This window comes from Lysinibacillus sp. FSL M8-0134 (assembly GCF_038069745.1).
Lineage (GTDB): Bacteria > Bacillota > Bacilli > Bacillales_A > Planococcaceae > Lysinibacillus > Lysinibacillus irui.
The window spans coordinates 2,280,822-2,295,888 of sequence record NZ_JBBPAJ010000001.1 but is presented as its reverse complement, the minus strand read 5'-3'; the positions used below and the strand labels follow the sequence as shown (position 1 = coordinate 2,295,888).

The following is a 15,067-nucleotide window of genomic DNA, read 5'->3' as shown; positions in this document are numbered from 1 at the left end:
AATAAATTGGTAGATATCGAATAACAAAAAAGGCGAAAAACTCGACCAAAAATCGAATTTTTTGCCTATTTTTTTGCACTTTTTGAATTGAGATTCATTATAAGAGAGGTGTATAAATATTAATGAGAAATGTCCGATACTGACACACCCGTATTCGCTTTCACGCGAATTTCTTTATAAATACGTTCTGCCTCTTCCTGTGGTACTTTACTTGAAGAAAGAACTGTACCTAGATATCCAGCAACAAAGCCTAGAGGAATGGTAATGATAGCTGGAACCGCAAGTGGGACAAGTGGTTGTCCTACAAAGATTGCAGCACCTTCAACTGGGCTCCACACATTTGGTCCCATCGCTCCTAAAATTAAACAAGATACTAATCCTGTTACCATTGCCGTTACAGCGCCTGTAGAATTAAATTTCTTCCAATAGATTGTATAAAGGATAACAGGTAGATTGGCTGAAGCACCGATACAAAAGGCAAAGGACACTAAGAATGAAACATTTAAGCTTTGAGCGAATAATGCAAGAATTATAGATACAATGGCAATCGAAATGGAGCCAGTACGGGCAGCTACCACTTGTTGCTTTTCTGTTAATTTACCTCCTTTCATGATTTCTCCATAAATATCATGAGATATCGCAGACGCCCCAGTTAACACTAAACCTGAAACAACGGCTAAAATAGTCGCAAACGCTACGGCACCGATAAATGCCATCAATACATCGCCACCTAAATAATGGGCAAGTAGTGGGGCAGCCGTGTTACCAGCCTTACTTTCAGCAAGAATTTGATCAAGCCCAACAAAGTTTAATGCACCAAACCCTAGGAAAATCGTTAATGAGAAGAAAATAGCTGTAATCCAAGTTGTCCAAGAAATTGATGCACGTGCTGTCTTGGCATCCTTGACTGTAAAGAAACGCATTAAAATATGAGGTAAGCCAGATGTTCCTAAAACTAAAGCCATCATCATAGAAACAGAATCAATAGTACTTGTGTATTTTATTCCGGGTACAAGGAATTCCTCACCATGATCTACGGCAATTGTGTCAAACATTTTCATAAGAGAGAAGTCAAATTTCACTAATACTAATACGGCTAAAAGACCTGTCCCAAATAATAATAAGCTTGCTTTAATGATTTGTACCCAAGAAGTCGCAGTCATTCCACCAAACAAAACATAAGTTGTCATCATAACGCCGACAATTAACACAGCAATCCAGTACTCAATTCCAAACAATAGTTTAATTAATGCACCGGCACCTACTAGCTGTGCAATCATATAAAGAATGACAATAATAATAGTGCCTGACGCAGCTACACCACGGATACGTTTTTCATTAAAACGAGCCGTTAACATATCTGCTAATGTATAGCGTCCTAAATTACGCATAGGCTCAGCAATGACATAAAGTAGCACTAAATTTGCCACTACATAGCCTACAGAGAAGAAGAAACCATCAAAACCTGTTAAGGCAATCGCACCAGAAACCCCAAGGAAAGCTGCGGCAGATAAATAGTCACCAGCAATCGCAAAGCCATTTTGCCACCCCTTTAAACCACCACCAGCTGTATAGAAATCAGCTGCAGAGGACGTACGCTTTGCTGCAATATAAGTAACCACAAGTGTTAAGCCGACAATAGCTAGAAAGAAGCCGATAGATACAATGTTCATTTATTTTCTCCCTTCGCATGATATTCTTCGAGCACAGCAGCTGCAGCTTTATCGAATGAAGCCGCTTTTTTTACATATACTGTACAAAGCACAATGGTCATGATAAATAAGCCTGCGGAATATACCCATACACCCGTAATATTTCCGAAGAATTTTTGTTGTAGTACAGGATGGAAGGCAAGGATCGGTAGCAAGATATAAAGGATTAGAAACACTGCAGTAATCGAGAAAAGAAACGTATTTTTCTTTTTCACAAAGCTATTAAACGATTCCATTGCCTCTATTGCATGATAATCAATAGACTGAGCCTGTTTTTTTGTTGAAACGTTCACCATTATTATTCCCCCTAAAGTTATATATTTCTGTTTCAAACGACATATTTCTTTTTCGTTCGTCGTTATATTCACTTATTTTATGAGGGAGAATCTTATAATGCAATACTAAATTTTGAGTTTTTATAATTTTTAGTCACTTTGAATCATAGGAAATAATGTAGAAATAATAAGGAATTGTTAGAAAATAAATGTATAAAAGAGAGAATGGATTTTTATTGAAATAATATTATTAAAATAGTTTGTTGTTAATAAAGGTGAATGTAGAAGAAAATAATAACCTAAAAGAGAATATTGTGTTTTATATTATTTTAAGATTAAATTTTGCATAGGATCTAAAAGTGGATAATTGTGTTATATAACAATTATCTGATGCCTTGGGAAATAACAAAAAATAATAAAAAACTTCTAAAAAATTTTTTTAAAAATAAGTTTTGTTTTAAAGATTTCACATGATAATATACCAAAAAAAGTTAATGTTCACAGGTTACACAAAAAGCGATCTGTAAGTAAGTTCATTATCTTGTATTTAGCTTGTATTATGAATAAAATAAGGTGATGAAATGAAGGGAAGTGGGGCAACTCAAATGAAAAAGAAAAGTATACTGCTAGTTTTAGTTTTAGCCTTAAGTAGTATTTTAGCTGCTTGCGGAGGTTACAAGTTTGAGCCAACATTAAATCTTGAGGTTCAAGATTTTACAGTAACCAATCAAAAAAATGAACAAGTACGCCTCGATGATCTGAAGGGAAAACCGTGGTTAGCCATGTTTATTTTTACAAACTGTACGACCATTTGTCCGCCAATGACATTTAATATGACAGAGGTCCAACAGGCACTTCAGGATGAGGGTTTAGAGGATTATCAAATTGTCGCCTTTAGTGTAGATCCAGAAGTGGATAAGCCAGAAGTATTAACGAATTACTTAAATACGTATAATGTTGTGGATGACAGCAAATGGCAGTTGTTAACAGGCTATCAACAAAAATTCATTGAACAATTCGCACGTAAATCATTCAATTCATTAGTTAAAAATGATCCTAACTCAGACCAAGTCATACATATGTCAAACTATTATTTAGTAAACGCAGACGGCACAGTTGTCAAAGACTATGATGGCGCGACAAACGTACCAGTAGAAACTATTGTTGGAGATATGAAAGCTCTTATAAAAGAAAGCAAATAACGCAGAGGTCCATGTGACTTCTGTGTTTTTTTATTGTCATAAGGGAAGAGTATAAGTTATTGACCTTCTCACTTTGATTCGTCTCGATTTTCTTTCTCAATATTGCAAAGAGTACACCATTACGATATTGTTGTTTTCAGTTATCGTTCATTAACTTAAACTATTGAACTAATGAAATAAAGGAGGCTTCGAAATACATGAATAAACAGGACCAGCTTTCCATGATTAAGGACGACTTTATGAATTGTCAAAAGGTTCTATTGGCGATTGGTGATGAAACCCGACAATCAATTTTATTGGTTTTAATGGGAACAGATTGTCAAACTGGATTGCGTGTAGGAGAAATCACGGAACAAACACATCTTTCTCGACCGGCTGTGTCACATCATTTAAAGATTTTACGAGATGCTGGTGTTATTTTAATGCGAAAAGAAGGTACAAAAAATTTTTATTATATAGATATACGTACAAAATTAGGGTTATTAAAAAATCTTGTCTTAGATATCGAGACATTGTTAACGGAATATTATTGACGATAGATGATTTGGAGGAATAAACAATGAAAGCAATGGTGATTGATCGATATGGTAAAGCCCCAATGAGGTTGGCAGAAATGCCTACACCTGAAATTAATGATTATGAGGTACTCGCTGAAATTCATGCAGCTAGTATTAATCCAATTGATTTCAAAATACGTGATGGAAAGGTGAGGCTGTTAATACAATATAAAATGCCTCTTATCCTTGGCAATGATTTTTCCGGTGTTATTGTAAAAGTAGGCAAAAAAGTAACTCGTTTTAAAGTTGGGGATGAAATATATGCGCGCCCAAGGAAAAGTAAAATTGGTACCTTTGCAGAATATATCTCCATTCATGAAGATGATATCGCCCTAAAGCCTAAAAATTTGAGCTTTGAAGAAGCTGCTTCGATTCCACTAGTAGGATTAACCTCATACCAAGCCTTACATGACATCATGCAATTACAAAAAGGTCAAAAGATATTAATTCATGCTGGCTCTGGTGGTGTTGGAACATTTGCAATTCAACTGGCAAAAGCAATGGGTGCCACAGTTGCTACAACGGCAAGTGAAGCTGGTGCCAATTTAGTGACCTCGTTAGGTGCAGATAAAGTGATAAATTATAAGAAAGAAAACTTTGAAGCTATTTTAAAAAATTACGATGCTGTCTTTGATACGCTTGGAGGAAAGACACTAGAAAAGTCTTTCAAAATTATTAAGAATGGTGGAAATATTGTAACCGTATCAGGCAGGCCAAATGCCCGCTTCGCCAAGGAATATGGTTCAGGATGGTGGAAAACCTTGTTATTTTCAGCAGCAAGTCGTAAGTTGACTGCACTGGAAAAGAAACATCATGCTCAATACTCATTTTTATTTATGAAGCCAAGTGGCGATCAATTGCGTATTATTGCTGATTTGATTGAGTCTGGTAGCATCAAACCAGTTATTGATAGAACTTTTTCATTTGAAGAAGCAGAAAAGGCTATGAAATATGCGGAATCTGGTAGAGCTAAAGGGAAGATCATAGTAAAAATTAAATAATATCATGTTCTAGCAAATGTTTCGTTTGTACAAACATGCCCTTCACGGTTTACGTTGTTAATTGTTTATTAGAACATATGTAGGCTGGAGAAGGGCTTTCTTTATGATATTGCTTCACTTGCCCAGAAATTTCTGAAAAAACAAAAAATGATGTTGACTTATGATAATCGTATTTTGTATTATGTATACATAAAACATAAAGAGTTTAAACCATTCATATAAATTCAATTTTTTAATTTCGTATGGTAAAGACTTAATAAAAAGGATGGTTATTATGGAAGGGGCACAATTAAAGCCGATTGAAAAAGAAAAAACAACACAGGACAAAGTGTATAAAGAAATTAAAAAAGCTATTTTATACGGTGGTATAACTAGTGATGAAATTTTTACAGAAGTTCAATTAGCCGAAAAATTAAATACGTCAAGAACGCCGGTAAGAGCTGCTCTTCAAGACTTGATAAAGGAAGGCTTACTTGTTTCTGTTCCAAGAAAAGGAATGACTGTGAAAAAACTTACCGAGGATGAACAAAAGGAAGTCTTTTTATTAAGAAGTGCAATTGAAGTAGAGGCAGTAAAAAAACTAATACAGATCATTACATCTCCTGATCAATTAAAATCACTAAAGCTAATTGTGGAGCAACAGGAAGAGGCGCTGCAAAATGATGATGCGATTCGTTTTATTGGACTCGACCATGAATTCCATCTATCACTTACAAAGTTAGCTAAATTTACTATTATGGAACAAATGCTGACGAATCTTCATAATCTAACACAGCTTATGGGTTTAAGAGCTGTTAGGCAGCCAGGACGAATGAAAAGTGTGCTAGAGGAACACCAACAAATTATTCAAGCTATAGAGGAAAAAAATCCTGACGCAGCTTCTGAAATGATTTTACATCATTTAGAAAAGACGAAAGAAACGTTAATGGTTATGGATAATTCCTAATAGCCATTAATGCTTTGAAGGGAGGTGTTAAAGGAATTTACTACTGACTAGAGTCACTTCAAATTATTCAATTAGGGAATATCTAATCCTATTTTTTATTTTATTGAAAGCGCTTGCGGTGAAGTCTATATTAAATTATTGTAATTTTTAGAATTATTTCAGGAATCAATGTATACACAATACAGTATACAAAATACTTGATGGGGGTATTGATTGTCTGAAAGATTGTCTCTTTAACATCTATATAGTTAACACATTGGGAGGAATGAAAGATGGTTAGAACAAGTCAAGAGTATTTACAAGCATTGAAAGATGATAGAGCGATCTACATAAATGGAGAAAGAGTGAGAGATGTAGCGACTCATCCTGCTTTTAAAGGAATTACAAATACAATTGCTGGTTTATACGATTTAGCATTAGATGAATCACAAAATATGCTTTATAAAACTGAGGATGGAACGCTAGCAAATAAAATCTATATGATCCCCAAAAGTCGTGAGGAATTAAAGGAACGTAGATTGGCCATTTCTAAATGGTCTGAAGCAACTTGTGGATTTGTTGGCAGAAGTCCAGACCATGTCGCTAGTTTTTTAGCTTCATTTGCCAGTTCACCAGAAGTATTTGAACGTGGGGGAAAAGGTTTTGGAGAAAATGTGTTAAATTTCTATAAACATGTTCGAGATCATGATTTATATGTAACCTATGTTATCATTCCACCACAAATTGACCGAAGTAAAGCAGCTCATGAGCTAGAAGATAAATACCTCCCTGTAGGCGTTTATGAAGAAAAAGAGGATGGAATTGTAGTAAGAGGCTCTCAAATGCTTGGTACAGCTTCAGCCGTATCAGATTACTTATTTGTAAGCTGTCTTACGCCACTACGTCCTGGTGATGAAGACTATGCTTTATCCTTTGTCTTACCGATTAATGCAAAAGGGTTGAAATTTTATGCGAGACCTAGTTACGCTGAAAAATCACCAAGCACATTTGATTATCCTTTGTCTTCTCGCTTTGATGAAAGCGATTCGTTAGTTGTTTTTGATGATGTATTTATTCCATGGTCACATATTTTTGTCTACAAAAATATTGATATTGTAAGGGCCCAGTTCCATGAAACACCAGCTCACGTTTTAGGCAATAATCAAGCACAAATTAGATTTAGTAACAAATTAAAGTTTTTAATTGGTGCAGCACGTAAAGTGACAGCAATGAATGGTATTGATAAAATCCCTTCTGTTCAAGAAAAGCTAGGTGAATTAGCATCTATTGCAGCATCTGTAGAAGGTAATTTATTAGCTTCAGAATATAATTGTACGATTGATAAAAATGGGGTAGCTCGACCAGATCCACGTTTCCTTTATGGTGTAGTTGGTCAGCAGGATATTATTTATGCATCTACTATTCGAATTTTAAGAGAGCTTTGTGGTGGAGGTGTTTTACAATTGCCTTCCTCATATAAAGAAATGATCAATCCTGATACGAAAGATGATATATACCAATATATCCGTTCAACAGGGGTTGGTGCGGAAGAGAGAATCAAATTATTTAAGTTAGTATGGGACATTATTGGTTCAGAATTTGGTGGTAGACATCAACAATACGAATTGTTCTATAATGGAGCACCATTTGTAACGAAAGGCTACGCATTTAGAAATTACGGCTATGAAGAGCCAGTAAAAATGGTGGAAACATTTTTAGAAAGTTATTCTCTTCCTACTCAAGTCGAGGAACTAGTTTAGGAAATATTGAGAAAAGGAGGTTGAAAATATGAAGATTGCTTCCATCCAAATGGAGATTAAAGAGAATGAATCTAAAATCGCCCGTATAGATCGTGTGGAATCCATGATTGATAAGTTAAAAGGTCAAGATTTAATTGTGCTACCTGAAACATGGGCTACGGGATACTTTGCATTTGATCGATATGTTGATGAATCAGAGGAAATAAATGGAGATTTTGTCCAACGATTCTCTTCAAAGGCAAAAGAAGTTCAATCCTATCTTTTTGCAGGCAGTTTCATAGAAAGAAATAATGGAAAATTTTATAACACAAGTGTTCTATTTTCTCCTGATGGGGACCTAATAGGCACGTATAGAAAAATTCACCTATTCCGCTACGGTTCCCATGAAGGGAAAATCCTTACTAGAGGTAATGAAATCACTGTAGTTGATACAGATTTTGGGAAGGTTGGATTATCAACTTGCTATGATTTACGATTCCCTGAATTATATCGTGCACAGGTAGATTTAGGAGCAGAGCTACTTCTTGTTACATCCGCTTGGCCACATGCTAGATTAGAGCATTGGAAAATATTTAATACAGCTCGAGCATTAGAAAATCAATGTTTCTTAATTTCGAGTAATTGTGTAGGCAATACGCATGGCGTTCATTTAGGCGGACATAGTCAAGTGGTCGATCCTTGGGGAATTGTAATGGCAAGTGGAGGAGATGAAGAAACGATTGTAAAAACAGAAATTGATCCTTCTCAAATTGCGCACATTCGTGATATTTTCCCTAATTTAAAGCATCGAGTTTTAGACAGACAGGAGGAGTACATTTGATGAATATTATCGTTTCAGGAAAGAGCATGGAGGTTACACCTAAACGGCTGCTTATTGCTGGCTATACAGGAAAAGATCAGGCATCTGTAAAAAAACATATTGATGAATTAAAAGCGATTGGCGTTCCAGCACCACCTCAAGTGCCGATGATTTACGATGTTTCAACAGATCTTATTACGACAAGCTCAGCTATTTCAGTAGTCAAAGAAACGAGTAGTGGTGAGGCTGAAGTCGTTATTATGAATGTGAAAGGACAATGGTATGTAGGACTAGGCAGTGATCACACGGATCGTGAGCTTGAAAAAGTCTCCATCCAAAAATCCAAACAGGTTTGCAGCAAGCCTATTTCATCACAATTTTGGTTACTGGATGACATTGCAAGTCGCTGGGATGACATTGAAATGAGAAGTTGGATGCTGGTGAATGGTGTGAAACAGGAATATCAAACGGGAACACTTGGTGAGTTCCTACATCCAAAAGATTTACTAACTATTATTGAAGACCGTGGATATTATTGTGAGGATATGATGATATTTTGTGGCACCTTACCAATTGTTACTGGAGAATTTATATACGGTGACGGTTTTTCAGCAGAATTATATGATCGTTTAACTGACCGAAAAATCGAATTAGATTACAAGGTTCATATTTTAGCAGATGCGGAGGTCGTTTGACATGGGAAAACCAGATATTGATGTGCTTATTAAACCAGAGCATGAATTTGTTAATTATAAAACGTTTGAGACAGTTGCTTCAAAAACGGTAGAAGGCTCCTCACAACGAATTATCGCAAAGATTCCGGGTACTGAAGTGGCAACACGTATTCTGGAATTAGGCGCAGGGGTAGATACGTCCCCAGATGGCGTACAAGTTCATGATTTCTGGGAAGAGTTATATATTATGGAAGGGTCGTTAATTGATTTACGCCTGAATAAGGAATTTTCAGCTGGTATGGTAGCATGTCGTCCACCTGGAATGGAGCATGGTCCGTGGAAATCACCAAACGGCTGTAAAATTTTCGAGGTTCGTTATTATGCGAATCAGGAGAAAGAAGAGCATGAATTTGTTGACTATAAAACGTTTGAGGCTATTCCTTCAAAAACGGTAGAAGGCTCCGCACAACGAATTATCGCACAAATTCCAGGTACTGAAGTAGCAACACGTATTCTTGAACTAGGTGCAGGGGCGGACACTTCCCCAGATGGTGTACAAGTTCATGATTTCTGGGAAGAATTATACATTATCGAAGGATCCTTAATCGACTTACGCTTGAATGAGGAATTTTCAGCTGGTATGGTAGCATGTCGACCTCCTGGCATGGAGCATGGACCTTGGAAATCACCAAATGGCTGCAAGATTTTTGAAGTTCGCTACTACTCAAATAAAGAGTAAGCATAGATAGAGAAGCTAATTAGATGGGGTGAAGAATCTCATCTAAAATGCCTCTGGTCAACACCTACACTTTTTATTGTCCTTTAATGTATACACAGTACAGTATACATTTATATAACTTGTAAGGAAGGTGAAGCAAAGTGGAAGTTTTGTATTTAACACATCCATTGAACGGGCATGCCATTCAAGAACCACATGTGATGGCTTTAGGTTTTTTCGATGGCGTTCATTTAGGTCACCAATATTTATTACAGCAAGCAAAGAAAGTAGCTAATAAAAAAAAGTTAAAATTGTCAGTAATGACTTTTCATCCTCATCCTAGTGAAATTATTAAATGTGAAACAGATAGAAAATATATTACCCCGTTATCTTCTAAACTTGAAGAAATGTCTCAATTCGGTGTTGATAGAGTTTTGGTAATGGAATTCACATTGCTTTTCGCTTCACTTCCTGCGAGTGAATTTATTAATCAATATATAATCAATCTCCATGCAACACATGTTGTCGCGGGTTTTGACTTTACCTTTGGTTGTAAAGCGCAAGGAAATGTAGATTATTTACGAAAGGCTAGTTTATCCAATCCCTTTGATGTAACGGTCATCCCCAAAAGAATTACGAATGATAACAAGATAAGCTCAACGTTGATTAGAGAATTAATAAGTGAAGGTGATGTTCACTTAGTTCCCTATTACTTAGGAAAGCATTATGAAATAAAGGGAAGCTCCCATTACCCAAAAGATCTGTTTATCTATCAGCAGTTGAATAGTATGGAGTTTCATATTCAAGAGAAATATGTGATGCCAAAACCAGGCTTGTATAAAGTTGAAATAGCTTATGGAGATAGAACCATTCAAGGCTTTTTAAAACATAGTGGCTCCAATGATTCCAGGGTAGAACTGAATAGTAATAAACTAGATAGGCTAAAAGAGGGAAATCATCAAGAAATGACTGTAAAATTTTTTAACAAGGTCGCTTATATGGATAGTATCCCTATTTGGAATTAAAGTTTAACTACAAAATGGTATTAAAAAATCAAATAGTTGGGGGAATGTGATGAATGGGAAATGAAAAATCAACTGCAAGTTCCCGAAAAGTATTATTTGCTAGTTTAGTAGGCAGTACCATTGAATTTTACGATTTCTTTCTTTATGGTACTGTGGCAGCACTTGTTTTCAATAAATTGTTTTTCCCAAGCCATGATCCGTATGTAAGTTTGTTACTCGCTTATGCATCCTTTGGTGTCACATTTTTTATTCGACCTCTTGGCGGCCTGATTTTTAGTCATATGGGTGATAAGTTCGGAAGGAAAAATACCCTTGTCGTTTCATTACTATTAATGGGCATATCCACGGTATGTATAGGCTTGCTCCCAACCTATAGTACAATTGGAATTTTTGCACCTATTCTGCTTGTGTTTTTAAGACTTCTTCAAGGTATTGCAGTTGGTGGAGAATGGGGAGGAGCTGTTCTCTTAGCAGTAGAAAATGCACCAAAACAAAAGAGAGGTTTCTATGGCAGTTTCCCCGCGATGGGAATCCCTCTTGGTATGTTACTTGGTACAACGGCTATTTCAATCGTCAGTTTACTACCAGAGGCTCAATTCCTTTCGTGGGGCTGGAGACTGCCTTTTCTACTTAGCGCAGTTCTAGTAATTACTGGTTTTTGGATACGCCGTGGCATAGAAGAAACATCAGCATTCAGTGAAGAAAAGCAAAAAGGTAATGTGGTAAAGGTTCCGCTTTTTGAAACAATACGTTACCATTGGAAAGCCGTCTTCATTTCATTGGGGGCAAAATGTGTGGAAGTAGGTCCATTCTATCTTTTCACAACCTTTTTTATCTCCTATGCGACAGAGCACATAGGCTTTTCGAGGACTACCGCATTAAACATTATAACTGCTGCAACCATTGTGACGACACTTTGTATTCCAATCATGGGGAAAATATCAGATGTATTGGGGCGTAAGCGCCTTTTCATGATGGGAGCAGCTGGAATCGCAGTCTTTTCTTTCCCTTACTATTATTTATTATCAACACAATCAACATTTTGGGCTTATGCCGCTGCCATTATAGGTTTAGGAATTCTCTGGTCTTCTATTGCCAGTATCATTGGCACCATGTTTACAGAGATGTTCAGTACAAATGTTGGGTATACAGGCATTACACTTGGTTATCAAGCAGGGTCCGCATTGTTTGGTGGAACTGCACCTATGATTGCTACAGTTTTGCTAAGTACTTATCATAACTCTTGGATGCCACTCGCTCTATTTATTGCGATCCTTTCTGTTGCTTCTTTTATCTCTGTAACATTTTTACGCAAAACGCCAGTGATGGAGGAGAGCCTAGTAGATCAATCACTACCACAGAAAGAACTAGTTGTTAAATAGCAGAATCCACAATCTATAGTCTGAATATTTAATTATTTAAGAAGGTTAAAATACGAAAAATTTTGAGGAGGAAATCATATGATGGACGATAGAACATTTAGAAATACAATGGGGAAATTTGCTACTGGGGTGACAGTTATTACAACAGTTATGGATGGGGAAGCACACGGTATGACGGCTAATGCATTTATGTCCGTTTCGCTTGACCCTAAACTGGTCTTAATATCCATTGGTGAAAAAGCAAAAATGCTAGATAAAATTAATACTACAGGAAAATTTACAGTTAACATTTTATCAGAGGAACAAAAAGATCTATCGATGCATTTTGCAGGACAAATAAAAGAAGAGCGTGCGATTGATTTTGATTGGGTAAATGAACTACCTATTATTAAAAATGCATTAGCTAGCATCGTATGTAATGTCCATAGCAAACAAATAGCAGGAGATCATACACTCTTTATTGGGGAAGTAACGGATATTGTGATGAATGATGGCGCACCTCTTGCGTTCTTTGAAGGCAAATATAGCAAAGTTAGTCAGCCAATAAGCTTATAACCATCTGTTAAACATCTTCCAATAAAAAATCGAAACCATCGTTTGAGCATTATTTGTTCGAACGATGGTTTTGTCTTGTTTTAAACTTTTCATTTTTCAAGTTGGAAAATGGACTGCTTAATTGCTATAGTTATGGATGTTTTTATTCAATCCTAAGGTTGATAAAATCACATCACAATACGAGTAGGAGTGATAACAATGGTTAAGGTACGTTACAAAGTAAGAGAAGTCGAGAAGGTACCCCTCTATTATAAAAACTGTTCTGAGGTGTGGTTGATTGATGGTGAAAAAACATTTCAAACCCTTATTTTAGGGTAATTTTTAAAATATGTTCAAGCACTTCCGGCTATAACAAAACGTGATGTTGGTATATTTTAAGGTGTTGGTAAAAATATCTCCACTTTTTCCATATGCACCATAAAAAAGTACATTTTCTAGTTTCCTCTTAATATCAGATAAGTAACTCAATATCTATACAGAAAAGAAATTTAGATCTTAAATTTACCTTATAATTCACAGATCTAAAAGGAATTGAAGATTGGGCAATAGAATACATTAGAGGATATGTGAAGGAGGATGGACTATGGTCAAAACGATAATGATAGTTGATGATGATCTTAATATTGTAGACTTGTTGAAACTTTACTTAAATGCTGAAGGGTATATTACATTAGAAGCGTTAGATGGCAAAACCGCTTTCGATCAGTTGAAAAATCAAGCAATTGATCTTGCCATTATTGATATAATGATGCCAATCATCGATGGTTACGAACTACTAAAAATGATTCGTCAAGAATATAAAATCCCGGTTATTTTACTATCGGCCAAAAACCAAGACTACGATAAAATAACAGGGCTGAAATTAGGAGCAGATGATTATATTTCTAAACCATTTAGCCCTTTAGAAGTGGTTGCTAGAATACAAGCACAGTTGCGGAGGTTTTATGAATTTAATGATTCATTTTCTACTCAACAATCCTCTCAACTAAAGTTAGGACATTTACTTTTGTCCCATCGCGAATGTGTGTTATATATCAAAGACAAACCGATTCCACTCAGTGCTCGAGAATACGAACTGTTAAAACTTTTGATGAGTGAACCAGGACGTGTCTTTACAAAAAAACAAATTTTTGAACGTGCATGGAATGAGTATTATATTGCAGATGACAATGCAATTATGGTTCAAATCAGCAGAATTCGCGAAAAGATTGAAGAGTGTCCAAGGAAACCAGTATATATAAAAACCATTCGCGGCCTTGGTTATCGTTTTGCCAAGAAAGATGAGCTGACTCCATGAAATCAAAGAATAGACTTCAGCGTATGTTAATTGTTACATATAGTTATTTTTTTATAATAATCGCACTTATTGCTGCCTTTTCATTGTTTATATTAAATGAGCAGATTCTTAATTATTTTACGGACACCGCTCATGAAAACGATATTGTCCTATCTAAAGCGGTTAACACTATGGATCGACAGGATAATCAAAACCACGAACAGGTCTTTTACAACATGCTCTTGCAAACGCTTCTTCTCTTTATCACTTTACTAACGATTACTGTGTATATTTTTGGGAAATGGACGGCATCAAGGCTTACCACACCTCTTCGTTCAATTGCAGATGGTATCCAGGATATTGCTCGTGGTCAATACAATAAGCGACTAAACTTTAAAGCAAGTTATGAACTTGCACAAATTCAAGGCGATTTTAACATCATGGCAGAACAACTAGAACGATTGGAGAAGGAAAAGCAACGCCTAGAGGAGAGCAAGCATCGTATGCTTGTTGACCTCTCTCATGATCTAAAGACACCGATTACCACAATTAGAGGTTATATAGAAGCAATAGAATTGGGGCTAATTAATGAAGACGAGCGACGGCAACGAATTTTACGCTTAATCTCTGACAAAGCAGAGCTCTTATCAATACTTATTGACGACATTTTTACTTTATCTAAACTAGATAGCCCTCAGTATCCTTTTAATGTTCAAATAGCTGATATAGCTGAATTTACGAGACAAATCGCTGCAGAATATTATGAAGTATTTTCAGAAAAAAATTTTATTTTTCAATTTGATATCCCTAAAGGTGAAATCAATTTTCCATTTAACTACACATGGTTATACCGAGCTATATCTAATATTCTCACGAATGCATTAAAATATAACCCGCCAGGTACAACCGTACAATTGAAGCTTTTAACAACGGTAAAAGGTATTGAAATTCATATTCAAGATGACGGGGTCGGCATTCCAAAAGCAATTATAGAAAACATATTTGAAGCGTTTGTTCGTGGAGATCCATCGCGCAAGAGCGATGGTGGTACAGGGTTAGGGCTAGCGATTGCCAAACAAGTTATCGAAAAACATAGTGGAAATATTACGCTGACATCGAATGGTGGGACGAGTTTCACAATCTTCTTACCTCAAAATGTTCTAACTCCCAACTAATTTATTTTTCTAAATATACATGCATAAATGT

15 protein-coding genes are annotated in these 15,067 nt (G+C 36.0%); 13 read left to right on the top strand and 2 right to left on the bottom strand.

Features of this window, described 5'->3' with window-relative positions; translation table 11 throughout:
* Nucleotides 1–119: 119 nt before the first annotated feature.
* A complete protein-coding gene (locus tag MKY49_RS11660; RefSeq protein WP_274793185.1) occupies nucleotides 120–1,673 on the bottom strand; it encodes a solute symporter family protein in 1,554 nt (517 codons plus the stop codon).
* A complete protein-coding gene (locus MKY49_RS11655) occupies nucleotides 1,670–2,008 on the bottom strand; it encodes a DUF485 domain-containing protein (RefSeq protein ID WP_341386286.1) in 339 nt (112 codons plus the stop codon). Before MKY49_RS11655 ends, MKY49_RS11660 begins: the two co-directional genes overlap by 4 nt.
* Before the next feature lie 584 nt (nucleotides 2,009–2,592).
* Between MKY49_RS11655 and MKY49_RS11650 the strand changes: the two genes are divergently transcribed.
* The 13 genes from MKY49_RS11650 to MKY49_RS11590 all read left to right on the top strand — a co-directional run bounded on the left by MKY49_RS11650 (nucleotide 2,593) and on the right by MKY49_RS11590 (nucleotide 15,036).
* On the top strand, nucleotides 2,593–3,189 hold the full coding sequence (locus tag MKY49_RS11650) for an SCO family protein (protein ID WP_274793183.1): 597 nt from the start codon (nucleotides 2,593–2,595) through the stop codon (nucleotides 3,187–3,189).
* Nucleotides 3,190–3,386: 197 nt separating this feature from the next.
* The gene (locus MKY49_RS11645; RefSeq protein ID WP_312506689.1) at nucleotides 3,387–3,722 is read left to right on the top strand and encodes an ArsR/SmtB family transcription factor; all 336 of its coding nucleotides are present in this window, start codon (nucleotides 3,387–3,389) and stop codon (nucleotides 3,720–3,722) included.
* A 26-nt stretch (nucleotides 3,723–3,748) separates the two neighbouring features.
* The gene (locus MKY49_RS11640) at nucleotides 3,749–4,747 is read left to right on the top strand and encodes an NADP-dependent oxidoreductase (RefSeq protein ID WP_312506688.1); all 999 of its coding nucleotides are present in this window, start codon (nucleotides 3,749–3,751) and stop codon (nucleotides 4,745–4,747) included.
* A gap of 274 nt (nucleotides 4,748–5,021) precedes the next feature.
* Complete coding sequence (locus tag MKY49_RS11635) at nucleotides 5,022–5,693, top strand: GntR family transcriptional regulator (protein ID WP_274793180.1); 672 nt, start codon at nucleotides 5,022–5,024, stop codon at nucleotides 5,691–5,693.
* Between the two features lie 272 nt (nucleotides 5,694–5,965).
* Entirely contained in the window at nucleotides 5,966–7,432 is a 1,467-nt protein-coding gene (locus MKY49_RS11630) for a 4-hydroxyphenylacetate 3-hydroxylase family protein (RefSeq protein WP_274793179.1), read from the top strand.
* Between the two features lie 28 nt (nucleotides 7,433–7,460).
* Nucleotides 7,461–8,252: a carbon-nitrogen family hydrolase gene (locus MKY49_RS11625; RefSeq protein ID WP_341386285.1), complete on the top strand. Its 792-nt coding sequence runs from the start codon at nucleotides 7,461–7,463 to the stop codon at nucleotides 8,250–8,252.
* On the top strand, nucleotides 8,252–8,926 hold the full coding sequence (locus tag MKY49_RS11620) for a DUF2848 family protein (protein ID WP_274797329.1): 675 nt from the start codon (nucleotides 8,252–8,254) through the stop codon (nucleotides 8,924–8,926). The genes MKY49_RS11625 and MKY49_RS11620 overlap by 1 nt, the downstream gene beginning before the upstream one ends.
* A gap of 1 nt (nucleotide 8,927) precedes the next feature.
* A complete protein-coding gene (locus tag MKY49_RS11615) occupies nucleotides 8,928–9,644 on the top strand; it encodes a hypothetical protein (protein ID WP_274793177.1) in 717 nt (238 codons plus the stop codon).
* Nucleotides 9,645–9,784: 140 nt separating this feature from the next.
* A complete protein-coding gene (locus MKY49_RS11610) occupies nucleotides 9,785–10,648 on the top strand; it encodes an FAD synthetase family protein (RefSeq protein ID WP_341386284.1) in 864 nt (287 codons plus the stop codon).
* A 53-nt stretch (nucleotides 10,649–10,701) separates the two neighbouring features.
* Entirely contained in the window at nucleotides 10,702–12,030 is a 1,329-nt protein-coding gene (locus MKY49_RS11605) for an MFS transporter (protein WP_312506684.1), read from the top strand.
* An 81-nt stretch (nucleotides 12,031–12,111) separates the two neighbouring features.
* The gene (locus tag MKY49_RS11600) at nucleotides 12,112–12,585 is read left to right on the top strand and encodes a flavin reductase family protein (RefSeq protein WP_341386929.1); all 474 of its coding nucleotides are present in this window, start codon (nucleotides 12,112–12,114) and stop codon (nucleotides 12,583–12,585) included.
* A 583-nt stretch (nucleotides 12,586–13,168) separates the two neighbouring features.
* Nucleotides 13,169–13,882, top strand: a complete 714-nt coding sequence (locus MKY49_RS11595; RefSeq protein ID WP_341386283.1) for a response regulator transcription factor — start codon at nucleotides 13,169–13,171, stop codon at nucleotides 13,880–13,882.
* A complete protein-coding gene (locus tag MKY49_RS11590; RefSeq protein ID WP_322610803.1) occupies nucleotides 13,879–15,036 on the top strand; it encodes a sensor histidine kinase in 1,158 nt (385 codons plus the stop codon). Before MKY49_RS11595 ends, MKY49_RS11590 begins: the two co-directional genes overlap by 4 nt.
* Nucleotides 15,037–15,067 lie beyond the last annotated feature (31 nt).